Here is a 23,249-nt window from a genome sequence, read left to right as displayed (position 1 = left end):
ACTCTCCTCAGCCAAGGTAAAATCAATGTCATTACAAGAGATCATTAAAAATGAAAGTGTTGAAGATTTTGTCACATTTTTTGGCCTATTCATGGATTATCCCAGGATAGATAGACTGTATACCTATAACCGGTTCGAAGTGATAGAAAACAGTGGACTATTAAATATATTTACAAAATTATTTAAGAGCGAGGTATTTATCGATGAAAAAGGTAAAGTAGCGAAAGGTCCAAACTGGAAAGAGCCGAAATTTGTCACTGATAAAAAATATGACTTGAGTGAATTTATTTAAGACGTGCTCTCCTACCCACCTGACTGAGTCATGATCCCTTGACATAAAAAAAGCGCGGTCGCCCGCGCTTTTTTATCACCTGCAATGCAATCAGGCTTTGGCTAATTCTGCCTCTGGACGTTTCAACACCGCGTAAGACAGACCCGCAACGGCAGTCCCGATGATGATCGCCATCAGATAACCGATGACCGGGGTAATCGCGCCAGGGATCAACAGCACGAACAAACCACCGTGCGGAGCCATCAGTTTGGCACCCACCGCCATCGAAATAGCGCCCGTCAGTGCGCCACCGATGATACAGCAAGGCAGTACGCGCATCGGGTCACGGGCCGCGAACGGGATAGCCCCTTCAGAGATAAAGCACAGACCCAGAACCAGCGCTGCTTTACCACCTTCCTGCTGTCCTTTGTTGAACTTACGACGGGCAACCAGCGTAGCCAGACCCATCGCCAGCGGTGGCACCATACCGGCGGCCATAATCGCTGCCATTGGCGCGTAAGTCTGCGAACTCAGTAAACCAACACCGAAGGCATAAGCCACTTTGTTCACCGGACCGCCCATGTCGGTACACATCATGCCGCCAAGGATTGCGCCCAGCAGGATGGCGTTCGCCGTTCCCATGTTCGCCAGCCAGTGAGTCAGGCCTTCCATGATTTTCGCTACCGGCGTACCCACCACGTAGATCATCAGTAAACCGGTGATCAGGCTGGCAACCAGCGGAATAATCAGGATCGGTTTCAACGCTTCCATACTCTGCGGAAGTTTGAGTTTACTGCTGATAAATTTCGCAGCGTAACCGGCAATGAAACCGGCGATGATCCCGCCAAGAAAACCAGCGTTGATGCTGGTCGCCAACATCCCGCCGATCAGACCAGGCGTCAGGCCCGGACGGTCAGCAATCGAGAAGGCAATAAAGCCTGCCAGTACCGGCACCATCAGGGCAAAGGCGCTACCGCCGCCGATCTGCATCAGTGCGGCTGCCAGCGTACCCTGCTCTTTAAACGCGGTGATACCAAAGGCGAAGGACAGTGCGATACTCAGCCCCCCCGCAACGACCATTGGCAGCATGTAAGACACGCCGGTCAACAGGTGACGGTAAGCGCCTGCGCCCTGTTTCTTCTCTTCAGATGAGGAAGACTGCGCGCCACCTGCAGGCTGATACGGTTTCGCTTCCGCTACGGCTTTATCCAGTTCCTGAGCGGTTTTCTTCAGCGCCAGGCCGGTTGAGGTACGGTACATTGGCTTACCGGCAAACTTCGCCAGATCCACTTCGATATCCGCTGCCACAATGACCAGGTCGGCTTCTGCCACTTCTTCAGGCGTAATAGCATTGCCTGCGCCCACGGAACCCCGCGTTTCTACCTTCACCCACCAGCCGCGTTTTTTCGCTTCGGTATCGATGGCTTCTGCCGCCATAAAGGTGTGCGCCACGCCGGTTGGGCAGGCGGTCACCGCGACAATACGTTTTGGTCCTTTGGTTGCTACAGCTGCAGCCGGGGTTGCCGCTACCGCTGGCGCATGCCAGGGTTTAGCGTCGGTCTGCGCTTTCGCCAGTACCGCATCAGGTTGACGCAGTAGCTGTTCGATGTCCGCCAGGTAAATGGCTTTGCCATCCAGCGAGGCGTCCGCAGGGATATTTTTCCCTGCCACAATCACCTGGTCAGCTTCGGCCAGATTGTCGGTCAGCGTCAGGCCCTTACTAGCCGCCGCAGCCTTAGCGATATTTTTTGCCAGATAGCCCGTTGCCAGTCCCAGCGAAGAATCTATTATCAGCAGCGTTTTCATTATGCTCTCCTGCTGTCAGTTGAAGGGTTGTAGGTCGACACGCGCCATCATCGCGGCCAACTGGGTACGGTCTTTAACGCCCACGTTGCTCTGACTGACGGCCAAAGCCGCCACAGCAGTAGCCAGACGCAGCGTGTGCTCGCTGGACTCACGCATTAACAGGCCATAAATCAGCCCGCCAACCATTGAGTCTCCGGCACCTACTGTGCTGACCACTTCACAAGCTGGTGGTTTGGCGATCCATTCGCCTGAAGCATTGACCCACAGTGCGCCTTCAGCGCCCAGCGAGATCACCACATGGGCAATACCCTGCTCACGCAAAGCATGAGCCGCTTCAATCACGTCCTGCAAATCAGGGAGTTTGCGTCCAGCCCAGATTTCCAGTTCACGGCGATTCGGTTTCACCAACCATGGAGCAGCCTTCAGTCCGGCTACCAGCGCTTCACGGCTGCTGTCAAAGATGATGCACGGGCAGTGAGTGCGCAGCGCAGTCATCCACTCGGTAAACGCATCCGGATCCACGCCCGCTGGCAGACTGCCGCTGACGCAAACCATATCGAACTGGCCCAGCCAGGTCAGAGAGTCAGTCGTAAAACGCTCCCAGTCCTGCGGCGTCACTTCAAAACCAGAGAAGTTCAGGTCAGTCACATCGCCATCTTTTTCCGTCAGCTTGACGTTAATGCGCGTGCGACCTTCCACTACCTGGAAACGGTTAGCGATACCCAGCTCGCTGAACAGGTGCTGGAAGCCATCCTGGTTCTCTTTGCCCAGGAAACCGCCAACGGTGACATCAATGCCCAGATCCTTCAGAACCTTGGCCACGTTGATGCCTTTCCCTGCGGCGTGAAGTCCGGTGGTTTTCACCAGGTTCACTTCACCGCGCTCAACTTCTGGGGTGTAACCCACCAGATCATAAGCCGGGTTCAGGGTAATGGTTGCGACGCGTCTGCTCATGATGCGCCCTCGCCAAGGCCGGCTGCAATCGCCTCACCCACCGCAGTCAGGCAGGCTTGCGCGTCTTCTCCGCTGGCGGTGAAGCGCAGGCGATGGCCTTTCTTCACGCCCAGCGCGACCACTTTCATCAGGCTGCGGCCGTTCGCCGGTTTCCCGCTGCCATCAAGGTTAGTGACGGTAACATCACAGTTGAACTGTTTGATGACGGTAACCAGTGCCGTACCAGGACGGGCATGCAGACCATGCTCGTTGCGGATGATGAACTCTTCCGTCAGCACATCAGCCTGTTCGGAAACTTCGCTGGTCAGCAGTGCCAGAATGCCAGCGGCATCTGCGCTCAGCAGGCGGTCAGCTTTTTGCTGGATCAGCAGGTCGCTCAGGTAGTTCAGCACGCTCATTGGCTGGTCATCAGCCACCGCAACGGTCAGCAGCAGTGCGGCTTTCTCACCGTCAACATCAAAAGCATTGGCTACGCGGCTAACGGCTACAGCGCTAGCCAGGTTGCCTTCGGTGCTGTCGCTGAGCCAGATTCCCTGCCCCAGATTCAGTGGCTTAGCGGAAATCACGCTGCTGACAAAGCTGGCATCAACCGCACCAGCCTGCTGCAGACGACCGGCGTTCAGTGCCTGTAAGGTCATCAAATCGCTGGCGGCCACGTCGGTAGCAATCAGCGAAGTGTCGAATTTGAATTCAGTGCCCTGCTTTTCACCCATTAACAGGGCGCGCAGAGTTTCAGCAGAGTCGGTGGTTTTCAGCTCTTCAGCCACGCTGTCGTCACTCAGGACGTGCGTCAACTGGCGAAGCAGCGCCAGATGCTCATCAGACTTGGCGGCAATACCAATCACCACATAAGCGGTCTGATCGTCACCCCAGGCAATTCCCTGTGGGAACTGGAAAACCTGCACACCCGTTTGCAGCACCAGGTCACGAGTGTCCGTAGTGCCGTGCGGGATAGCGATGCCGTTGCCAAGGTAGGTGGAGGTCTGCTGCTCGCGAGCAAGCATCCCGTTTATGTAGCCTTCCGCCACATTACCGGCTGAAGTCAGTGCAGCGGCAACCTGGCGGATAGCCTCTTCTTTATTCCCGGCGGTGGCACCGGGATGAATGGCGTTCAATGCTAGCTGGAACATAGTTCTCCTCTCTGCTGAATTTGAATCGTTTCAGCTAATTTGAGAAAAAAAGCGCTGGCTGTAGGTAACAAGCTGAACAGACAACGCTGAAACGTTTCAATGAGTTTGGTCCCGAACCTCAATGTGTTGCAAGTTTTACCGATGACGAGGTAGCAGATTTTTGATGCTACGCACACTTTGCTGAAGTTTTTCGGAAAATCCAGGTATTTGCCGCTGCGGTAGCTGACGGCTGCTGAAGCCAGCGCTGGTGTGAAGATGTGGTGAAGGAAATCGCCGTTATTCGCCACGCCCTGTTGTGGTGCAGAAAAGGCGATTTTTACATCAGCTTTAGCAGAGGAAATGAAACGCCTTTTTAGATGATGGTGCTGGCTATTGGCTGGCGGCTGAAGGAAGTTCAACCTGTGGAGAAACAGGATGCCGGAACGGCCTGAATATCCTGGCTTTCAGGGCGCGGTCTGTCGCTCCAGATCCAGCAGGTAAATCATCGCTTCCTGATGGCTGGTTTTGCACATCTCCAGCGAAGGCTTTAACCCGGCACAGACGGCTGGTCGTAACGGTGAGTTAAAAATCTTACAGCGGGACTGTTCATCAAGCTGAACACAGCGAGTATTGGCTGGTTTACCGTTCGGCATGCCCGGTAAAGGTGTCGAAATTGAGGGCGCGGTACAACATGCCCCACAGGCAGCACGGCACTCCATTTCAGTTCCCCTCAGCTATAAAGCGCGACAATAGCAGGCGCCAGCAAGGAAGGCTATTCTTTACTGAAACCTTGTGATAGCGCAACGCCATGCCCTTTTTCTGTCGCCTAAATCAGGTCAGCACTTGCCTGAATTCTCAAGCCGGAGTAATTTGACGCGAGAATTTTTCACGGCCCTGTTATCGAGATAAAACCCATGCCAAGAGCAAACGAAATTAAAAAAGGGATGGCGGTCAGCCACAACGGCAAGCTGCTGTTAGTTAAAGATATTGATGTGCAAAGCCCCAGCGCCCGTGGTGCCTCTACCCTGTATAAGATGCGGTTTACCGATATCCGTACCGGGCTGAAGGTGGAAGAGCGTTTCAAAGGTGATGAGATCATCGATACCATCTCTTTAAGCCGCCGCCAGGTCACCTTCTCTTATATAGACGGTGACGAGTACGTCTTTATGGACGACGAAGACTATACCCCGTACCTGTTTAAGTCAGAGCAGATCGAAGATGAGCTGCTGTTCCTGCCTGAAGGTGGCATTCCGGGAATTCAGGTATTAACGATGGATGGCCAGATCCTGGCGCTGGAACTGCCGCAGACGGTTGATATGGAGATTGTAGAGACTACCCCAGGTATCAAAGGGGCTTCTGCCAGTGCGCGTACCAAGCCAGCTACCATGAGTACCGGGCTGGTGGTTCAGGTTCCAGAGTACCTGAGCAATGGCGACAAAATTCGCATTCATATCCCTGAGCGTCGCTACATGAGCCGCGCTGACTAACAGTTTGCACCGGCGATGCCCCGTGCATCGCCGGAATTGTTATGTTATAACAAAATCAATTGTAGCTGACGGTGAGTACACCTAACTTGTGTGCCGGATCTATCCAGCGAAAATCTGATTGCCCCACCGCTTTCGGCAACGCCTGATTTGCCGTCAAAGAAGATGTCGTCAGTTGGTTTTTGCCCTGCCGGAAGCAGACGCTTTGCACCTGACTCTGTCGGACAGCCATATCGCAGCCAGACTCCACTATTGCGCCCCGGAATGAGATCACTCCTGAGCCGATTCGGTTAGAAGTCTCCTGCGCCTGAACATGACTCGTCCATGAGGTTAAAAGCACTATCACGAATACCGATCTGATGCCGTTCATTGAAACCTCATACTGTTGGTCTACACCTTTTGAGCGTAGCTGAGCGTTAAGATCACTACATCGGCAATGTTGGCGAAATCTTAAATTTTTTTGTGTTGAATGCCTGGAGAGAGAGATGACCCGCGTAAACCTGATCACCGGCTTTTTAGGCAGTGGCAAAACCACTACCCTGCTGCACCTGCTGGCCAATAAACCAGAACATGAACAGTGGGCCGTACTGGTAAATGAGTTCGGCGAAGTCGGTATCGATGGTGCCCTGCTGGCGGAAAGCGGTGCGATCCTGAAAGAGATCCCCGGCGGCTGCATGTGCTGCGTGAATGGCTTACCGATGCAGGTAGGGCTGAATATGCTGCTAAAGCAGGCCAAACCTGACCGCCTGCTGATTGAGCCCACCGGTTTAGGGCATCCAAAACAGATCCTCGATATGCTTTCAGCCGACGTTTACCGTCCCTGGCTGACGCTGGACGCTTCTTTATGTGTGCTGGATCCCCGCCAGCTTGCCGACACACGCGTGGTAGAAAACGAAAACTTCCGTGATCAGCTGGCCGCCGCTGACATTATCGTGGCTAACAAAGAAGATCGCTGGCAGGAAGCCGATAAAGCAGCGCTGGCTCAATGGCAGGCTGCCGATAAACATCAGCGTCCGATAGTCACCACCCGCTTTGGCAAAATTGATGCCGCTCTGCTGGCTGAGCCCCGCCTCAATCTGCGTCAGCTTCCCCAGGGTCAGCATCACGCTCACTCCCCCTCTCAACCGCAGTCAGGGCTGGCAGCGCTGGCACTGACTTCTGGTGCCCGCTGGCGGCGTTCATTAAGTGCAGGCCAGGGTTATCATAGCTGCGGCTGGATATTCGATGCTGAAACGGTGTTCGATACCGTCGGGCTGCTTGAATGGGTTCGGCTGTCGCCGGTTTCACGCGTAAAAGGTGTGATGCGAATTGCCGAGGGCTTAGTCAGTGTTAACAGGCAAGGCGAAGACTTCCATATTGAGACCCGACAGTCCGCCCCACCGGATAGCCGTATTGAAATGATTCACGATGCGGAGGCCGACTGGAACGCATTGCAAACCGCCTTGTTGAAACTTCGTTTAAGTTCTGAGGTATAGTCTGCCCCGATATTATTTCTTAATAAATCCTCAACGCAAAATGACCCTTAAACGTTTATTGATGATCCTGGTGCTGAATGCACTGGGATTCGCGCTATTTTTCTCATGGTATCTCCCTGTAAATCATGGCTTTTGGTTCCCTGTAGATAAAGACCTGTTCTATTGGTTCAATACCCATCTGCTGACCAGCAAGCCGCTGCTCTGGTTGTTGGCTATCACCAACTTCCGCGCGTTTGACGGCGTGTCGTTGTTAGCAATGGGTGCTCTTTACCTTTATTACTGGCGTCGTGAAGCGCCAGCGGGCCGTCGCCGCCTGTTGGCCATGGGTATTGCGATGCTAATTTGTGCCGTAGTGCTGAATCAGCTGGGTCATTTAATTCCGGTTTCCCATCCCAGCCCGACGAAATTCTTCCCGAATGTGAATCATGTTTCGGCATTAACCGGCATTCCGGCGAAAGATGCTTCGGCAGATAGCTTCCCTGGCGACCATGGCATGATGCTGATGATATTCGCCTGCTTTATGCTGCGTTATTTCGGCCGTAAAGCTTTTCTGATTGCGCTGGCGATTGTGCTGATTTTTGCCTCTCCACGGATCATGATTGGCGCGCACTGGTTTACTGATGTCGTGGTCGGTTCGCTCTCTATTGTGCTGGTTGGCATGAGCTGGTGCCTGATGACACCGCTTAGTGACGCTTTGGTGAATGCGTTAAATCGCTATTTACCGGGTAAATATAAGCCAGTTAAGTAACTCGCCCCCAACGTCAGTTGGCCGCTAACGGAGTTTCAGGGAACATCCCCTGCCAATAGCGGCTTAACGAATGCTTAGCATCCTAATTAAGTCGCAATCAAAAGATTTCATTATGGTTACAAGCCCGTAGAAATGGTGACTTAACGCCATTGTCCAGTGTGATTAATCTCACATTTTTGGCCCGACCTTTTTTTTGGGTTATTTTTCGGCTTTTTTCCTCAAGTTTTCTTCACGATTGTCGATATAGTAGCCGCAATGTCACATTCCTGTTTCACATCATAAAATCCTATAAGAAAGTCGCTAAAACCCCTCGCCATGGGGCTTGTTATCGGGTAACCTCATTTTCTATTAGGCTGCATTCGTAGACTAATTCCAGGATTTAAGCTAAAAAATGTGCTCTTTTGCACAGTTTAGCGTTTCAGGAATTGTCTTACACTGTCTCGCTAATTAATCTCGTTCCGTTTCATCACTTATCTAGCGACTTAGTCGTTAAGGACCTCAAGGGATCACAAACATAATGGTCAAGTCTCAACCAATACTGAGATATATCTGGCGGGTGTTACCCGCGGTCGCTTTGGCGACAGTGTTATCAGCATGTAGCTCGACGAATACCAGCAATAATGCACAAACTGATACTCATGCAGTTAAGAGCCAGAACGGTTTTTTACTTCAAGCGTCTCAGGATGAATTCGAACAGATGGTCCAGAACGTGGATATCAAATCCCGCCTGATGGATCAGTATGCAGACTGGAAAGGCGTTCGCTATCGCCTTGGCGGTACCAGCAAGCGCGGCATTGATTGTTCGGCATTTGTACAGACCACCTTCCGTGAGCAGTTTGGACTTGATCTGCCCCGCTCGACGTACGAGCAGGAAGATACCGGAAAGAGCATTAATCGTGGCAAGTTACGCCCAGGAGATTTAGTCCTGTTCCGCGCCGGATCTACCGGTCGTCATGTCGGTATCTATCTTGGCAACGATAACTTTGTTCACGCTTCTACCAGCAGCGGTGTGATGATTTCGAATCTTAACGACAGCTACTGGAAGACGCGTTATCGCGAAGCTCGCCGGGTCCTTAGTCGTATGCCTGGCTGATTTCAATCCCTTGAAGTCCGCGGAAAAACGAGATAATAGAACGCTGCTTAGGCAGCGTTTTTTTTTATTCACAGGAAAAGAAAAACGGCGCTCTCGGGAGATCCCCCCAATGCCACTCATGAAAACGATAACCCGGCATGTTACCGACCCGCGCAAAATTGCCCGCTTTAGTGCCGCCGTTGGCAGTGTTTTATTTTTTACTTAAAGAGTCGCGGCAGATTTTAGCGCCTTAGTTTTCTGTTACCTCTTTTTTCCTGCCCTTCAGTAAACAGAACTCTGACGCAGAAGGCTGCTTTTGCCAGACTCGCTGCTGGCTGCTGCCGAGTGTCTGGAAGCGTAAAGAGCGGGATTTACGCATTGCACCGCCTGTCGCCCTGCTGCTACGCTTGCAGGGTGCGTTTTTTCTCCCGGAGCCGAATAACACCATGATATTGCGCTGGTTTACTTTTTTACTTTTCAGCGTGACTGCGGTCGCCCAGGCTGAAAATATCAATGAGAGTTATGCCTTCGCGCAGCTCGGTGAACCCAAATACGCCACCAACTTCACCCATTATGATTATGCCAACCCCGCTGCGCCAAAAGGCGGCAACGTGACGATGTCGGCAATTGGCACCTATGACAACTTCAACCGCTTTGCTATGCGCGGAAATCCCGGTGCCGGGACGGATACGTTATATGACTCGCTGTTCACCACGTCAGATGATGAAACCGGCAGCTATTATCCGCTGATTGCTGAATTTGCCCGTTACCCGGACGACAGCCGCTGGGTTGAGATTACGCTGAACCCTCAGGCGCGCTTTCAGGATGGTTCCCCCATTACCGCAGAAGATGTCGCTTTCACCTTTCATAAATTTATGACAGAAGGCGTGCCGCAGTATCGCGTATTTTATAAAGGCGTGACGGCGAAAGCCATTTCCCGTCTTACCGTCAGATTTGAATTGCCGGACAGCGATCGCGATAAAATGCTTTCCCTGCTCTCTACCCCGGTATTTCCTGAGAAGTTCTGGAAGGATCATAATCTGGGCGAACCGCTCTCTACCCCGCCGTTATCCAGCGGCCCTTATCGCATTACCTCTTATAAAGTCGGTCAGTCGATCACCTATTCCAGAGTGAAGGATTACTGGGCCGCTACTCTGCCAGTGAATAAAGGGCGGTTTAATTTCGACACGATCCGCTACGACTATTACCTTGATGACAACGTGGCGTTTGAGGCTTTTAAAGCGGGTGCGTTTGATTTCCGGACCGAAGGGTCGGCTAAGAAATGGGCGACGCAATATCGCGGCAAGAACTTTGAGAATCACTTTATTACCAAAGATGAGCAGCCGAATAATGTGGCAACCCCCAGCACCTGGCTGGCGTTTAATGTGCAAAAGCCGCAGTTCAGCGATCGTCGGGTGCGCGAAGCTATCTCACTCGCTTTCGATTTTGAATGGATGAACAAGGCGCTGTTCTATCACGCCTATAAACGGACCAACAGCTATTTCCAGAATACCGAGTATGCCGCGCGCACCTATCCTGATGCGAAAGAGCTGGAGCTGCTGGGGCCACTGAAAGGCAAAATCCCGGATGAGGTGTTTTCGCAAATCTACCAGCCACCGAAAACCGATGGCAGCGGCTACGACCGGGCTAATCTGCTGAAGGCGCTGGATCTGCTGAAACAAGCGGGCTGGGAGCTGAAAAATCAAAAGCTCACCAATCTAAAAACAGGCAAGCCCTTCACCTTTGAGCTGTTGCTGCGCAGTGGCGGGAACGATCAGTGGGTACTGCCTTTCCAGCATACTCTCAGTCGTTTGGGCATTACCCTGACGATCCGCCAGGTGGACAGTTCCCAGTATCTTGCGCGCTTGCGCAAAAGTGATTTTGATATGCTGCCATCGCCTTATCCGGCGATGGCTTTCCCGGACAGCAATCTGCAAATCTACTGGGCTTCTTCCTTTATTGACTCCAGCTATAACCGCCCGCATGTGACCAACCCAGTGCTGGATGGCTTAATCGCCCAGATCAACCAGCATCAGGGCGATCAGGCTGCGCTACTGCCGCTGGGCCGGGCGTTGGATCGCGTGTTGACCTGGAGTTATTACATGATCCCGATGTGGTATAACGCCACTAATCGGTACGCGTACTGGAACAAATTTTCAATGCCATCCACCCGTCCGACCTATGCTCTGGGCTTCGACAACTGGTGGTATGATGTGAACAAAGCCGCGCAGTTGCCGGCCCAACGTCGTTAAGGAGTCAGGATTGGGCGCTTATTTACTCCGCAGGCTGCTGCTGGTGATCCCCACGCTGTGGGCGATCATCACCATCAACTTTTTTATTGTGCAGATTGCACCGGGTGGCCCGGTCGATCAGGCGCTGGCCAATATTGAGTTTGGTCAGACTACGGGTATGCCTGCCGGCGAGTCGGGTGAAAGTCATGGACGGGCCAATCTCAGCGCCAATCCCGCAGACAGCCAGTATCGTGGTTCACGAGGGCTGGACCCGGAAGTGATCGCAGAGATCACCAAACGCTACGGCTTTGATAAACCGCTGTATGAACGCTACTTCACCATGCTGTGGAACTATGCCCGGTTTGATTTCGGCGACAGCCTGTTCCGCAGCAGTTCAGTACTGCAGCTGGTTAAAGACAGCCTGCCGGTCTCCATCACGCTCGGGTTGTGGAGCACGCTGATCATTTATCTGGTCTCCATTCCTTTGGGGATTAAAAAAGCGGTGCGAAACGGCAGCGCTTTCGACATCTGGAGCAGCACGCTGATCATTATCGGCTACGCCATTCCCTCCTTCCTGTTCGGTATTTTATTGATCGTCCTGTTTGCTGGCGGCAGCTATCTGGACTGGTTCCCGCTACGGGGACTGGTTTCCGCGCAATTTGATTCGTTGCCCTGGTACGGCAAGATTGGCGACTATCTCTGGCACATTACGCTGCCGGTGATTGCCACGGTCATTGGCGGGTTTGCTACCCTGACCATGCTGACCAAAAACTCGTTTATGGATGAAATCCGTAAGCAGTACGTGGTCACCGCCCGCGCCAAAGGCCTTGATGAGAAGAAAATCCTCTACCGCCACGTCTTTCGTAACGCCATGCTGCTGGTGATTGCCGGCTTCCCGGCCACCTTCATCAGCATGTTTTTCACCGGCTCGCTGTTAATTGAAGTGATGTTTTCGCTGAATGGCCTTGGCCTGTTGGGTTATGACGCCACTATCCAGCGCGATTATCCGGTGATGTTTGGCACGCTGTATATTTTCACCCTGATTGGCCTGCTGCTGAATATCCTCAGTGATATCACCTATACGTTGGTCGATCCGCGCATTGATTTTGAGGGACGATAATGAGCCGCTTAAGCCCCGTTAACCAGGCGCGCTGGGCGCGATTCCGCCATAACCGGCGGGGTTACTGGTCGCTGTGGATTTTTGCCGTGCTGTTGGTGCTCTGTTTGTGCGCCGAACTGCTGGCTAACGACAAGCCGCTGCTGGTGCATTATCACGACCGGACCTATTTCCCGCTGCTGGTGCAGTATGAAGAGACCGATTTTGGCGGGCCTCTGGCTACCGCGGCGGATTATCAGGATCCCTGGCTGAAGTCGCGAATTGATCACGAGGGCTGGGCGATCTGGGCACCCATCCGCTTCGGCGACGGCACCATTAACTTTGCCACCACGGTTCCCTTCCCTTCTCCTCCTTCAGCGCAGAACTGGCTGGGTACCGACGCTAACGGCGGTGATGTGCTGGCGCGCATTCTCTATGGGATGCGCATCTCTTTGCTGTTTGGTCTGATGCTGACGCTAATCTCCAGCGTGATCGGTATCGTGGTTGGCGCTTCCCAAGGCTATTACGGCGGTAAGGTGGATTTATGGGGGCAGCGCTTTATTGAAGTCTGGTCCGGAATGCCAACGCTGTTTCTGATCATTCTGCTGTCGAGCGTTATCCAGCCGGGATTCTGGTGGCTGTTAGGGATTACGGTGGTGTTTGGCTGGATGCAGCTGGTGGGTGTGGTCAGGGCTGAATTCCTGCGAACCCGTAACTTCGACTACATCCGCGCGGCACAGGCACTTGGGGTAAGCGACCGTAAGATCATGTCGCGCCATATGTTGCCGAATGCGATGGTCGCCACTCTGACCTATCTGCCGTTTATTTTGTGTGGCTCGATCACCACGCTGACCTCGCTGGACTTTCTAGGCTTCGGCCTGCCGATGGGCTCACCTTCGCTGGGTGAACTGTTACTTCAGGGCAAAAACAATCTGCAGGCGCCCTGGCTGGGCATCACTGCCTTCTTCTCACTGGCGATCCTGCTGTCGCTGCTCATTTTTATCGGCGAAGCGGTTCGCGACGCCTTTGATCCCAGTAAGGTGTACTGATGACATTGCTGAGCGTTAAAAATCTGAGTATTGCCTTCCGTCAGGCTGGCGTTGACCGTCAGGTAGTCAGCAATTTGTCGCTGTCGGTGGACGCTGGCGAAACGCTGGCACTGGTCGGCGAGTCCGGTTCTGGCAAGAGTGTCACCGCTTTATCGATGATGCGTCTGTTGCCTGGTCCACCGGTGATTTATCCGCAGGGTGAAATCTTGTTTAACGGCCAGGACGTGCTGAAGGCGGATGAACGCACCTTACGCGGGCTGCGCGGCAACCGCATGGCGATGATTTTTCAGGAACCGATGGTCTCGCTGAACCCGCTGCACAGCATTGAGAAACAGCTGTACGAGGTACTGTCATTGCATCGTGGGATGCGCAAAGAAGCGGCCAGAGCGGAGATGCTGAGCTGCCTGGATCGCGTGGGGATCCGCCAGGCCGCAAAACGCCTCAACGATTTCCCCCACCAGCTTTCCGGAGGCGAGCGTCAGCGAGTGATGATTGCCATGGCGCTGCTGACGCAGCCACAGCTGTTGATTGCCGATGAACCTACCACCGCACTGGACGTGACCGTGCAGGCGCAGATCCTGACTTTGCTGAGGGAGTTAAAGCAGGAGATGAATATGGGGTTGCTGTTTATTACCCACAATCTGCGGATTGTCCGGCAACTGGCGGACAATGTGGTGGTCATGAGTCAGGGCCAGGCAGTGGAAACCAATACCACCAAGCAATTGTTCAGCGCCCCTCAGCATCCTTATACTCAGGCCCTGCTAAACGCTGAACCTGAAGGCCGTCCCGATCCGGCAGATAATGACGCCAACCCTCTGCTCCGGGTTGAAAATTTGCAGGTCGCTTTTCCGATTAAACAAGGCTTTTTACGTCGGATTATCGGCTACCACCATGCGGTGAAATCGTTAAGTTTCACCCTGCGGCCTGGCGAGAGTCTGGGTCTGGTTGGCGAATCTGGCTCCGGTAAAAGTACCACCGGCCTGGCGCTATTAAGGTTGATCCAGTCCGAAGGGGAGATCTGGTTTAACGATCAGCCCCTTCATCAGTGGGACCGGCGTAAAATGCTGCCGGTTCGCCGTCAGGTTCAGGTGGTTTTTCAGGACCCCAACTCCTCGCTTAATCCGCGTCTTGATGTGCTGCAGATTATTGCCGAAGGCCTGCAGGTTCATCATCCCGACCTGAATGCTGCCCAGCGAGAAGCCCGGGTTATTGAGGCGATGCAGGAAGTGGGGCTTGATCCTGAGACCCGTCATCGTTATCCGGCCGAGTTCTCCGGCGGGCAGCGCCAGCGCATAGCCATCGCCCGCGCCTTAATCCTCGAACCGCAGCTGATCATTCTGGATGAACCTACCTCTTCCCTCGATCGCTCGGTACAGAAGCAAATTCTGGCCTTGCTGAAAAAGCTGCAACAAACGCACCGCCTGGCCTATATCTTTATCAGCCATGATTTGCAGGTTGTACGATCGCTTTGCCATCAGGTTGTGGTGTTGCGGGAAGGAGAAGTAGTGGAACAGGGAGAGTGCGAACTGCTGTTCGCCTCACCAAAAGCGGAGTATACCCGCCAGCTGCTCTCACTGGCCTGAGTCTCTCAGGCAGAAGAGTCTTTGAGTGTTTCAGCAATGCCCACGCCAAAATTTTTCAGGCGACAGGTGGTCGTGCACTCATCCTGGCGTGAGACAAACAGGCAAGGTTCCCCCGCCCACTCCAGCACGGCACAGTCCAGCTGGATTTCGGCCAGCGCATCTTTAATCATCTGCATAATGTCCCACGCCTGCGCGCCCTGATGGCTGAGCAAGGTAAGGCCGACTAAATCGTCATCCGTGGTGATGCTGTTGAGGATCAGCGGCTCGACACAAGTTCCAGCCGGCCCGACTCCCCAACGATAACTTTGTGGTAAACGGTGTACCACCGAATGCTGTAACGTATTCACCCCAACTCCCCAGACCGGTATTGCAGTCTTTAAACGGCTAAAAGCCTCAAACATTGCCATGACAATGGCTTATTTTTGAGAAGTACCTCTCATTTTAACGTTATATTTACCGCGTTAACGGCGTGATAACAACCCCTTTTGTTGCATAAAGGTAACTTTACGTTAGGTTATTTTCACATACCTATAACATTAGTGCGGGAAAAGCCTTCAGGCAAGGTGTGTTGAGTCGGGATCTGACAGAGGAAAAGCTGTGCGCCTTGCGACGCACAGTCAGGATCAGGCAGTTGCCGTTTTACGCGGGCGAGTGGCGTAAATAAACAGCAGAATGGACAGGGTTGCGCAGACAAAAATAGAGCCAACCATCGGCCAGGCGCTCTGGAATGATAGCGTGGAGAGCAACGCCCCCACCAACGCGCCCACGCCGAAGCGTAATGTACCGGCAAGTGAAGAAGCGGTACCCGCCATATGCGGGAACTCTTCCAGGATCACCGCCATCGCATTCGATGACACCATCGCCACGCAGCCGATAAACATCGCTACGCCAAACACCAACGGCAGGAAGCCCAGATTCAGGGCGCTGACGATCACCATCCAAACCGCCATGGTGAACTGAACCAAAAGCCCGAAACGGAACATCGCCAGTGGACCAAAACGGCGCACCGAGCGGCTGTTAAGCAGGGTCATCAGGAACAGGAACACCACGTTAAGCGCAAAGTAATAGCCAAAATCCTGCGGCGTGATGTGGTTCAGTTCAATGTAGACAAACGGCCCGGCATTCAGGAAGGAGAACAGCCCGGCGAACGAGAAGCCGCTGGCCAGCATGTAGCTGAAGACCCGCTTATGACGGAACAATGAGAGGAAGTTACCCATCGTGGTGCGCAGGTGAAATTTCTGCCGCTTATCCCTGGGGAGCGTCTCTTTGATCTGCGTAACCACCAGCACCGTTGTGACCACCGCCGCCCCTGAGATGGTCCAGAAAATGGCGTGCCAGCTCCAGATCAACAGCAGCCAGCCCCCAACAATGGGTGCCATCAGTGGCGCGATAGTGGTGACCAGCATCACAAAGGACATCATCCGTGAAAACTCCTCTTTCGAGTAGGTATCACGCATTAAGGCACTGATGACTACGCTGCCTGCCGCGGCCGAAAGGCCATGCAACAGACGCATGAAGATCAGCTGATCGATGGTTTGTGACATCGCACAGGCCGCCGCCGCTACGGCGAAAATCAGCGTGCCTGCGGCAATCACCGGTTTGCGGCCAAAGCTGTCAGCCAGCGGGCCATAAATCAACTGGCCCAGCGCAAATCCAAGAATGTAGATATTCAGCGTCATCTGTACGCTGCCTGCCGACACGCCGAATTCACGAGCAATTTGCGGTAGCGCAGGAAGATACATATCAATCGACAACGGCATTAACATGGCCAACAGGCCGAGGATCACCACCAGTCCCACTGATGAGTTCTTGTCCTTACGCACCCTCATTGCTCCTCACTTCCGGTTTTATTTGCTGCTGCTATTAACGGGGAACAACCACGCTGGCAATTTCTTCTGCGGTCAGCGGGCGGTATTCCCCTTCTTCAAGGTCTTCATCCATTACGATGTCACCAATGCGTTCACGGTGTAACGCCACCACGTGGTTACCCACCGCAGCAAACATCCGCTTGACCTGGTGATAGCGCCCTTCACTGATGGTCAGACGCACCTGATTCTCACTCACCACTTCCAGCGTGGCAGGTTTGGTCAGGTCTTTCTCGTTATGCAGCTGCACGCCAGCCGTAAACTGCGCGGCCGTGTCATCAGCTAACGGATTTTCCAGCGTCACCAGATAGGTTTTTTCACAATGATGGCGAGGAGAAGTAATACGGTGCGACCACTGACCGTCATCGGTCATCAGCACTAAGCCGGTGGTGTCGATATCCAGGCGCCCTGCCGCATGCAGTTTATAGGCGGTTGGCTCTTGCAGGAAATAAAGCACGGTTGGGTGATCCGGGTCTTCAGTAGAGCAGACGTAGCCTTGTGGCTTGTTCAGCATAAAGTAACGCGGGCCAAACTGCAGGTGCAGCGGATTACCGTCATACTCGACCTGGTTTTCCGGTTTGAGCTTGAAAGCCCCTTCCCTGACCACTTCCCCGTCTACGGTGACTTTACGAGCCCGTAGCTCACGAAGGGCAATCGCCCGGCTTATTTCCAGTTGCTGAGACAAAAATTTATCAAGTCGCATTAAATCTGCACTGCCTGTTTAAATGAGAATGAAACCGACGCACCGCTAACCGGTACGTTTGAAGAGTGAATCTCGAAATGAACTGACAGTATATCGGGAGTTAGGCCTCAGGCACAGAGGCTGGCAGGCATCAATGCGGCTTTCGTGGCATAATGCGGTTTTGCTCCCAGATTGCCTGAAAATTCATGTCGTTTACCCTACGCCCTTATCAACAGGAAGCGGTTGATGCCACGCTCAGCTACTTCCGTCGCTCCCATCAGCCCGCCGTAATCGTGCTGCCTACCGGCGCGGGCAAAAGCCTGGTGATTGCTGAACTTGCCCGTCTGGCAAAAGGCCGGGTGTTGGTGCTGGCGCATGTCAAAGAGCTGGTTGCTCAGAACCACAGCAAATATCAGGCTTACGGTCTTGAAGCCGATATCTTTGCCGCAGGACTGCAGCGGAAAGAGAGCCGCAGCAAGGTCGTGTTTGGCAGCGTGCAGTCTGTCGCGCGCAATTTGCCGCAGTTCGATGCGGAATTTACCCTGCTGATCGTCGATGAATGCCACCGCATCAGCGATGCCGACGACAGCCAGTATCAGCAAATCCTCGCGCATTTGCGCCAGCGCAATCCGCAGCTTCGTCTGCTTGGTTTGACGGCCACGCCTTACCGTCTGGGCAAAGGCTGGATTTATCAATTCCACTATCACGGCATGGTACGCGGCAATGAACGCGCTCTGTTCCGCGACTGCATCTATGAACTGCCGCTGCGCTATATGATCAAGCATGGCTTCCTGGTGCCGCCAGAGCGGCTGGATATGCCGGTAGTGCAATATGATTTCAGCCGGTTGACCGCCAACGAAAATGGCCTGTTCAGTGAGGCCGACCTCAATCGGGAGCTGAAACAACAACAGCGCATCACCCCCCATATTATTCAGCAGATCGTTGAGTTTGCTCAGGATCGCCAGGGCGTGATGATTTTTGCCTCTACCGTTGAGCATGCCAAAGAGGTGCTGGGGTTACTTCCCGGCAGCAAAGCGCTGATCAGCGCCGGTACGCCAGGCCCGGAGCGCGATGCGTTGATTACCGCGTTTAAAGCCCGCGAGCTGCGTTACATGGTTAACGTTGCGGTGCTGACCACCGGCTTTGATGCCCCGCATGTCGATCTGATCGCTATCCTGCGGCCCACGGAATCGGTCAGTCTTTATCAGCAAATCGTCGGGCGTGGATTGCGCCTGTCGCCAGGCAAAACAGATTGCCTGATCCTGGACTATGCTGGCAATCCTCATGATATTTTCACCCCGGAAGTGGGCGCACCAAAAGGCAAAAGCGATAATCAGCCGGTACAGGTGTTCTGCCCTGCCTGCGGCTTTGCCAATACCTTCTGGGGAAAAACCACCGCCGATGGCACGATCATTGAACATTTTGGCCGCCGCTGTCAGGGCGTGATGGAGGACGATGACGGCGAACGTGAACAGTGTGATTTTCGCTTCCGCTTTAAAAGCTGCCCGCACTGTAATGCGGAAAATGATATTGCCGCACGAAGATGTCACCAGTGTGACGCGATCCTGGTCGATCCCGACGACATGCTAAAGGCCGCGCTGAAACTGAAGGATGCGCTGGTTCTGCGCTGTGCTGCGATGGTGCTGGAAAGCGGTGCTGATGAAAAGGGAGAATGGCTTAAGGCGCGCTATTATGATGAAGAGGCCACTGAAATGAGCGAACGGTTCAGACTGAGCACGCCAGCACAAAGAACCGCTTTTGAGCAGATTTTCCTGCGCCCACATCAACGTGCGCCGGGCGTACCGCTGGGGTGGAAAACCGCTGCCGATATCGTCGCCCTTCAGCCACTGCTGCGCCAGCCTGACTTTGTGGTGGCCCGCAAACAGCGCCATTACTGGCAGATCCGCGAAAAGATGTTCGATTATCAGGGCCGCTATCGCCGCGCAAATGAGCTTCGTTAAGCCCAGCGCTTTAATACATTGCCCGCAAAGCCTAAGTTGGGCTATACTTCGCCCCGCTTTTGCTACTGCAAAAGTTGAACACTCCAACCTGTTGCTGGGTCGCCTGTAACAGGATCATCAGATAAAGAGATTGAACAATGTTCACTATCAATGTTGAAGAACGTAAAGAGCAGGGCAAGGGTGCGAGCCGCCGCCTGCGTATAGCTAACAAATTCCCGGCCATCATCTATGGCGGCGAAGTTGCACCTATCGCTATCGAACTGGACCATGACTCAGTAATGAACCTTCAGGCTAAGCCTGGTTTCTACACTGACGTTCTGACTCTGGTCGTCAACGGCAAAGAAGAAAAAGTAAAAGTGCAGTCTGTTCAGCGTCACCCGTTCAAACCAAAACTGCACCACATCGACTTCGTTCGCGCTTAATAGCCTGACTGAATCGTAGTGAAAAAAAACGCCGCTTATTGCGGCGTTTTTTTTTGCGTTAGCTTCGAGGGCGATCGATCCGTGAGGTTTCCCCCACGGAACGGCAATCAACTTCCGCTGCTACGGCGCTGTAACTGGTCGCGCAGGTTTGGCGGCGTGCCTTTAATGGTCAACGTGTCAGTGGCCGGATCCCAAAAAATACGCTCCCCCAGCAGCAACGCATCAAAGTTCAGCGTCATTCCGCCTCCGCTTCCGGCAAACTTGGTCAACTGACGCAGCGTGCCACGATCGGCCGGGAAGCTCTCTTCCAGCTCGTAACCCTGTTCCTGGGTGAAAGCCTGGAACGTTTTTTCGCCCAGCGGCGCCAGTTCATTGGACAAGCCTTCCAGCTCAATCTCTTCACCGGCCTTTAACTGCTCGCTGCAATAGCTGTGCACCTGCTGACGGTAGTTCTGCCGCTCGTTTTTATCGAGACTGGCATCAGAACAGTAATCGTCAACGGCCTGCAACAGACCGCGGTTTTGCGCTTTGGCATCCAGACCTACGCTGGCCCCCAGGAAATCCATAAAGAAGTCGGAGACTTTACGGCCCACACGGCCACGCAGGAAGGTCAGGTAACGAGTGGACTCTGGGTTAGTTTCCCATTCGGTCAGGTCGATGCGGGCGACGATATCAGCATGATTGATATCAAGGTAATGGGTGCTGCTGATATCCAGCTCTTCATTAACACGCATGCTGTTCTGGCTGTTCAGTACGGCAACCAGCAAATACTCTACCGCCAGATAGCGGTAATGGCCGAACAGCACGATGCCGCCTTCAGCGAACGGGTATTTTGCCAGCTCATCGCGCAGGCGGCCGGTGGCAGCACGGCTGAAGGCCAGAAAATCGTCCTGACCTTTACGGCAGTTACGCAACGCATCAGCCAGCTCACTGTCTTCATTAAACAGGCCATAAGCCTTGCTCTTGGCGCTGTATACGCGGTGCAACTCTTCCATCATCGCAGTGACGGGTGCATTGGCGGGCAGCAGCGATTCGCGCAGCACCAGCTCAAGCGTTTGTTCATCGCGCTTAATCAGCTGGTGGAGGGCAATCTGCTCGATATCCAGACTCATGGTAGACTCTCCTTTTAACGTAGGCGCGTATTCAATCACCGAGTGTCGCTGCGATCAACAGGCAACAACATTAACCTGATACTGACGATAAAAGTGCAGAAAAAATCCCGGTTTTACGGTAAGATGCCGCCCTTTAATACTCACTAAATTCGACGTTATGCCACAATCATCCCGCTACAGTGACGACCGCGTGGAGAAACTCCTCGCTGAACTGGCCAATGTGCTTGAAAAAGACAAGGCCCCGACCGACCTTTCCCTGATGGTATTGGGAAATATGGTGACCAATTTGCTGAATACCAGCGTGGCTCCTGCTCAACGCCATTCGCTGGCACGTTCGTTCGCCGAGGCTTTACAGGCTTCCGTGCGCGATGATAAAGCCCATTAATGTGATGATCCTGACCCTGTTATGGTAACAAATCGGCAGCGCTACCGAGAGAAAGTCTCCCAGATGATCAGTTGGGGGCACTGGTTCGCCCTTTTTAACATCATCTTTGCCTTTATTCTTGGCAGCCGTTACCTGTTTGTCTCCGACTGGCCAGCTTCGCTGGCCGGGCGCATTTATGCGTTCACCAGTTGGATGGGTCATTTCAGCTTTATTGTCTTTGCCGCCTATCTGTTGATTATCTTCCCGCTAACCTTTGTGGTGATGTCCCAGAGGTTGCTGCGCTTCCTCTCGGCGATAATAGCCACGGCTGGCCTGACGCTGATCCTGATAGACAGTGCCGTCTTTAACCGCTTCCACCTGCACCTGAATCCGGTGGTGTGGGAGCTGGTGGTCAATCCCGACCAGACAGAGATGGCGCGAGACTGGCAGCTGATGTTTATCAGCGTGCCCGCTATCTTCCTGGTCGAGATGCTGTTCGCCACCTGGAGCTGGCAGAAGCTGCGCAGCCTTAACCGACGCAGTTTTGGTAAACCACTGGCAATGCTGTTTATCGTGGCGTTTTTTACCAGCCATCTGCTGTATATCTGGGCGGACGCGAACTTCTACCGCCCTATTACTATGCAGCGTTCTAATTTGCCGTTGTCCTATCCAATGACAGCGCGTCGCTTCCTTGAGAAGCACGGCCTGCTTGATGCGCAAGAGTATCAGCGCCGCCTGGTGCAGCAAGGGAATCCTGAAGCGGTTTCCGTTGCTTATCCACTGAACGACATCACCTTCCGTGATAAAGGGACTCGCAGTAATTTACTGGTGATCACCGTTGATGGATTGAATGAGTCCACGATGGCGAAATCGCTGCCGCAGCTGACGAAATTTGCTGAGCAGAACGTCCGCTTTACGCAGCATTTCAGCTCAGGCAACAATGCTGATAACGGCTTGTTTGGCCTGTTCTACGGTATTTCGGCCAGTTATATGGACGGCGTACTCTCCTCACGCGTGCCTTCAGCACTGGTAGATTCGCTGAGTAAACAGGGTTATCAGTTTGGCTTGTTTGCTTCAGATGGCTTTGCTTCACCGCTGTATCGCCAGGCGCTGTTAGCGGATTATTCGTTGCCCCCTTCGCAGCCTCAGTCTAATTCGCAGACTACTGCTCAATGGCAACGCTGGCTTGAAGGTCAGAAATCACAAGGTTCACCGTGGTTCTCTTATCTCTCGCTGGACGGTAATGATACCGCCGACAACGGGTCGAAAAATATTGCCCGCCGCTACACCCGCACCGCTGCCGATGTGGATAAGCAGATTCAGGACGTGCTGACCACGCTGCAGCAGAAAGGTCTGCTGGATAAAACCGTAGTGGTGATCACCGCTGAACATGGCGTGGCGCTTGATGGCGACAACAGCCTGGGCAATCGGGCTAAGCTACAGGTTCCGCTGATTGTTCACTGGCCGAATACCCCCGCTCAGCAGGTCGACAAGCTGACGGATCATCAGGATATTATGACCACGCTGATGCAGCGCCTGTTGCATGTCAGCACGTCTGCAGCGGACTATTCCCAGGGTGAAGATCTGTTTGCAGCACAGCGCAGGCATAACTGGGTTGCCAGCACCAACGAGCGCCAGCTGGTGATAACCACACCAGAAGTGACTTTGGTACTGGATAACAGTGGCAGCTATACCGCGTGGGATAAGAATGGTCACCGCCTGAAAGATCACAAACCGCAGTTGGCCCTGCTGCTGCAGGTGCTGACAGAAGAGAAGCGGTTCATCGCCAATTGACCGGCTTCCAGGATGCGTGCTGCACACTACCCTGGTAACTTGATGACCTCAGGTGACCTTGATGACCTCTGGTGACCTCTGGTGACCTTGGTGACATGGTGATAGGGTGACTCAGCATTGTTCAGCAGCTCTGCCTCACGACAAAGATGTTCAAATTCATAGCACTCAGCC

Annotated in this window: 24 protein-coding genes; 13 read left to right on the top strand and 11 right to left on the bottom strand. The window is 53.5% G+C overall.

Translation table 11 applies throughout. The features are described 5' to 3' along the window. Positions 1-292 (top strand): hypothetical protein (locus WCC56_RS14015; protein WP_424692970.1); only part of this gene is annotated, 292 nt, incomplete at its 5' end. 90 nt (positions 293-382) lie between these two features. Here the strand turns inward: WCC56_RS14015 and fruA are convergent. Genes fruA through WCC56_RS13990 form a run of 5 tightly spaced genes read right to left on the bottom strand, consistent with a single transcriptional unit; the run spans position 383 to position 4,859 of the window. Then, positions 383-2,077, bottom strand: coding sequence for a PTS fructose transporter subunit IIBC (gene fruA / locus WCC56_RS14010; protein ID WP_424692969.1), 1,695 nt, complete (start codon positions 2,075-2,077; stop codon positions 383-385). A gap of 15 nt (positions 2,078-2,092) precedes the next feature. Then, the gene (gene fruK, locus WCC56_RS14005; RefSeq protein WP_424692968.1) at positions 2,093-3,031 is read right to left on the bottom strand and encodes a 1-phosphofructokinase; all 939 of its coding nucleotides are present in this window, start codon (positions 3,029-3,031) and stop codon (positions 2,093-2,095) included. Next, on the bottom strand, positions 3,028-4,161 hold the full coding sequence (fruB, locus tag WCC56_RS14000) for a fused PTS fructose transporter subunit IIA/HPr protein (protein WP_424692967.1): 1,134 nt from the start codon (positions 4,159-4,161) through the stop codon (positions 3,028-3,030). Before fruB ends, fruK begins: the two co-directional genes overlap by 4 nt. Beyond that, positions 4,149-4,559 (bottom strand): hypothetical protein, encoded by a 411-nt coding sequence (locus WCC56_RS13995; protein ID WP_424692966.1) that lies wholly within the window; start codon positions 4,557-4,559, stop codon positions 4,149-4,151. Before WCC56_RS13995 ends, fruB begins: the two co-directional genes overlap by 13 nt. Positions 4,560-4,604: 45 nt before the next feature. After that, on the bottom strand, positions 4,605-4,859 hold the full coding sequence (locus tag WCC56_RS13990) for a YkgJ family cysteine cluster protein (RefSeq protein ID WP_424692965.1): 255 nt from the start codon (positions 4,857-4,859) through the stop codon (positions 4,605-4,607). A 195-nt stretch (positions 4,860-5,054) separates the two neighbouring features. On the opposite strand from WCC56_RS13990, the gene yeiP reads away from it, so the two are divergent. Then, a complete protein-coding gene (gene yeiP, locus WCC56_RS13985; RefSeq protein ID WP_424692964.1) occupies positions 5,055-5,627 on the top strand; it encodes an elongation factor P-like protein YeiP in 573 nt (190 codons plus the stop codon). Between the two features lie 55 nt (positions 5,628-5,682). On the opposite strand, the gene WCC56_RS13980 is transcribed toward yeiP, so the two are convergent. After that, complete coding sequence (locus WCC56_RS13980; protein ID WP_424692963.1) at positions 5,683-5,994, bottom strand: hypothetical protein; 312 nt, start codon at positions 5,992-5,994, stop codon at positions 5,683-5,685. A 115-nt stretch (positions 5,995-6,109) separates the two neighbouring features. Between WCC56_RS13980 and WCC56_RS13975 the strand changes: the two genes are divergently transcribed. From WCC56_RS13975 to mepS, 3 genes are all read left to right on the top strand, one after another. Then, positions 6,110-7,099: a CobW family GTP-binding protein gene (locus WCC56_RS13975; protein WP_424692962.1), complete on the top strand. Its 990-nt coding sequence runs from the start codon at positions 6,110-6,112 to the stop codon at positions 7,097-7,099. Between the two features lie 40 nt (positions 7,100-7,139). Continuing rightward, on the top strand, positions 7,140-7,847 hold the full coding sequence (locus WCC56_RS13970; RefSeq protein ID WP_424692961.1) for a phosphatase PAP2 family protein: 708 nt from the start codon (positions 7,140-7,142) through the stop codon (positions 7,845-7,847). A 517-nt stretch (positions 7,848-8,364) separates the two neighbouring features. Then, positions 8,365-8,940 carry a bifunctional murein DD-endopeptidase/murein LD-carboxypeptidase gene (gene mepS, locus WCC56_RS13965; protein WP_424692960.1) on the top strand — a complete coding sequence of 192 codons (576 nt, stop codon included), beginning with the start codon at positions 8,365-8,367 and terminating at the stop codon, positions 8,938-8,940. A 229-nt stretch (positions 8,941-9,169) separates the two neighbouring features. On the opposite strand, the gene WCC56_RS13960 is transcribed toward mepS, so the two are convergent. Further along, complete coding sequence (locus WCC56_RS13960) at positions 9,170-9,298, bottom strand: hypothetical protein (RefSeq protein ID WP_424692959.1); 129 nt, start codon at positions 9,296-9,298, stop codon at positions 9,170-9,172. A 67-nt stretch (positions 9,299-9,365) separates the two neighbouring features. Between WCC56_RS13960 and WCC56_RS13955 the strand changes: the two genes are divergently transcribed. From WCC56_RS13955 to yejF, 4 genes are read left to right on the top strand one after another with little or no spacing between them, the layout of a single operon-like run. Then, complete coding sequence (locus tag WCC56_RS13955; protein ID WP_424692958.1) at positions 9,366-11,171, top strand: extracellular solute-binding protein; 1,806 nt, start codon at positions 9,366-9,368, stop codon at positions 11,169-11,171. 10 nt (positions 11,172-11,181) lie between these two features. Next, a complete protein-coding gene (locus WCC56_RS13950; protein WP_424692957.1) occupies positions 11,182-12,270 on the top strand; it encodes a microcin C ABC transporter permease YejB in 1,089 nt (362 codons plus the stop codon). Further along, positions 12,270-13,295: a microcin C ABC transporter permease gene (locus tag WCC56_RS13945; RefSeq protein ID WP_424692956.1), complete on the top strand. Its 1,026-nt coding sequence runs from the start codon at positions 12,270-12,272 to the stop codon at positions 13,293-13,295. Before WCC56_RS13950 ends, WCC56_RS13945 begins: the two co-directional genes overlap by 1 nt. Continuing rightward, complete coding sequence (yejF, locus tag WCC56_RS13940) at positions 13,295-14,878, top strand: microcin C ABC transporter ATP-binding protein YejF (protein ID WP_424692955.1); 1,584 nt, start codon at positions 13,295-13,297, stop codon at positions 14,876-14,878. The genes WCC56_RS13945 and yejF overlap by 1 nt, the downstream gene beginning before the upstream one ends. 5 nt (positions 14,879-14,883) lie before the next feature. Here yejF and WCC56_RS13935 read toward each other — a convergent pair whose 3' ends face one another. The 3 genes from WCC56_RS13935 to rsuA all read right to left on the bottom strand — a co-directional run bounded on the left by WCC56_RS13935 (position 14,884) and on the right by rsuA (position 17,446). After that, a complete protein-coding gene (locus WCC56_RS13935) occupies positions 14,884-15,225 on the bottom strand; it encodes a YejG family protein (RefSeq protein WP_424692954.1) in 342 nt (113 codons plus the stop codon). Between the two features lie 276 nt (positions 15,226-15,501). Next, positions 15,502-16,701, bottom strand: a complete 1,200-nt coding sequence (locus tag WCC56_RS13930; RefSeq protein WP_424692953.1) for a Bcr/CflA family multidrug efflux MFS transporter — start codon at positions 16,699-16,701, stop codon at positions 15,502-15,504. Positions 16,702-16,741: 40 nt separating this feature from the next. Continuing rightward, positions 16,742-17,446, bottom strand: coding sequence for a 16S rRNA pseudouridine(516) synthase RsuA (gene rsuA, locus WCC56_RS13925; protein WP_424692952.1), 705 nt, complete (start codon positions 17,444-17,446; stop codon positions 16,742-16,744). A 185-nt stretch (positions 17,447-17,631) separates the two neighbouring features. Here rsuA and WCC56_RS13920 point away from each other — a divergent pair, with 185 nt between their 5' ends. Then, positions 17,632-19,386, top strand: a complete 1,755-nt coding sequence (locus WCC56_RS13920; protein WP_424692951.1) for a DEAD/DEAH box helicase — start codon at positions 17,632-17,634, stop codon at positions 19,384-19,386. 137 nt (positions 19,387-19,523) lie between these two features. Continuing rightward, on the top strand, positions 19,524-19,808 hold the full coding sequence (gene rplY / locus WCC56_RS13915; RefSeq protein ID WP_424692950.1) for a 50S ribosomal protein L25: 285 nt from the start codon (positions 19,524-19,526) through the stop codon (positions 19,806-19,808). A 107-nt stretch (positions 19,809-19,915) separates the two neighbouring features. Here the strand turns inward: rplY and yejK are convergent, their stop codons facing one another. After that, positions 19,916-20,920, bottom strand: a complete 1,005-nt coding sequence (yejK, locus tag WCC56_RS13910) for a nucleoid-associated protein YejK (protein ID WP_424692949.1) — start codon at positions 20,918-20,920, stop codon at positions 19,916-19,918. 157 nt (positions 20,921-21,077) lie between these two features. Between yejK and WCC56_RS13905 the strand changes: the two genes are divergently transcribed. Together WCC56_RS13905 and yejM are read left to right on the top strand one after the other, a co-directional pair. Then, positions 21,078-21,305, top strand: coding sequence for a YejL family protein (locus tag WCC56_RS13905; protein WP_424692948.1), 228 nt, complete (start codon positions 21,078-21,080; stop codon positions 21,303-21,305). Between the two features lie 21 nt (positions 21,306-21,326). Beyond that, a complete protein-coding gene (gene yejM, locus WCC56_RS13900) occupies positions 21,327-23,078 on the top strand; it encodes an LPS biosynthesis-modulating metalloenzyme YejM (RefSeq protein WP_424692947.1) in 1,752 nt (583 codons plus the stop codon). The last annotated feature ends 171 nt before the right edge of the window (positions 23,079-23,249 follow it).

This window comes from Erwinia sp. (assembly GCF_049696395.1).
Taxonomy (GTDB): Bacteria; Pseudomonadota; Gammaproteobacteria; order Enterobacterales; family Enterobacteriaceae; genus Erwinia.
The sequence above is the reverse complement of the archived record's forward strand: the minus strand, read 5'-3'. Positions and strand labels throughout refer to the sequence as shown.

Excerpts from the sequence above, each read along its gene's own strand:
- fruA (WP_424692969.1), bottom strand. The coding sequence starts at position 2,077 with ATGAAAACGCTGCTGATAATAGATTCTTCGCTGGGACTGGCAACGGGC.
- fruK (WP_424692968.1), bottom strand. The coding sequence starts at position 3,031 with ATGAGCAGACGCGTCGCAACCATTACCCTGAACCCGGCTTATGATCTG.
- fruB (WP_424692967.1), bottom strand. The coding sequence starts at position 4,161 with ATGTTCCAGCTAGCATTGAACGCCATTCATCCCGGTGCCACCGCCGGG.
- WCC56_RS13990 (WP_424692965.1), bottom strand. The coding sequence starts at position 4,859 with ATGGAGTGCCGTGCTGCCTGTGGGGCATGTTGTACCGCGCCCTCAATT.
- yeiP (WP_424692964.1), top strand. The coding sequence starts at position 5,055 with ATGCCAAGAGCAAACGAAATTAAAAAAGGGATGGCGGTCAGCCACAAC.
- WCC56_RS13980 (WP_424692963.1), bottom strand. The coding sequence starts at position 5,994 with ATGAACGGCATCAGATCGGTATTCGTGATAGTGCTTTTAACCTCATGG.
- WCC56_RS13975 (WP_424692962.1), top strand. The coding sequence starts at position 6,110 with ATGACCCGCGTAAACCTGATCACCGGCTTTTTAGGCAGTGGCAAAACC.
- WCC56_RS13970 (WP_424692961.1), top strand. The coding sequence starts at position 7,140 with ATGACCCTTAAACGTTTATTGATGATCCTGGTGCTGAATGCACTGGGA.
- mepS (WP_424692960.1), top strand. The coding sequence starts at position 8,365 with ATGGTCAAGTCTCAACCAATACTGAGATATATCTGGCGGGTGTTACCC.
- WCC56_RS13960 (WP_424692959.1), bottom strand. The coding sequence starts at position 9,298 with ATGCGTAAATCCCGCTCTTTACGCTTCCAGACACTCGGCAGCAGCCAG.
- WCC56_RS13955 (WP_424692958.1), top strand. The coding sequence starts at position 9,366 with ATGATATTGCGCTGGTTTACTTTTTTACTTTTCAGCGTGACTGCGGTC.
- WCC56_RS13945 (WP_424692956.1), top strand. The coding sequence starts at position 12,270 with ATGAGCCGCTTAAGCCCCGTTAACCAGGCGCGCTGGGCGCGATTCCGC.
- yejF (WP_424692955.1), top strand. The coding sequence starts at position 13,295 with ATGACATTGCTGAGCGTTAAAAATCTGAGTATTGCCTTCCGTCAGGCT.
- rsuA (WP_424692952.1), bottom strand. The coding sequence starts at position 17,446 with ATGCGACTTGATAAATTTTTGTCTCAGCAACTGGAAATAAGCCGGGCG.
- WCC56_RS13920 (WP_424692951.1), top strand. The coding sequence starts at position 17,632 with ATGTCGTTTACCCTACGCCCTTATCAACAGGAAGCGGTTGATGCCACG.
- rplY (WP_424692950.1), top strand. The coding sequence starts at position 19,524 with ATGTTCACTATCAATGTTGAAGAACGTAAAGAGCAGGGCAAGGGTGCG.
- yejK (WP_424692949.1), bottom strand. The coding sequence starts at position 20,920 with ATGAGTCTGGATATCGAGCAGATTGCCCTCCACCAGCTGATTAAGCGC.
- WCC56_RS13905 (WP_424692948.1), top strand. The coding sequence starts at position 21,078 with ATGCCACAATCATCCCGCTACAGTGACGACCGCGTGGAGAAACTCCTC.
- yejM (WP_424692947.1), top strand. The coding sequence starts at position 21,327 with ATGGTAACAAATCGGCAGCGCTACCGAGAGAAAGTCTCCCAGATGATC.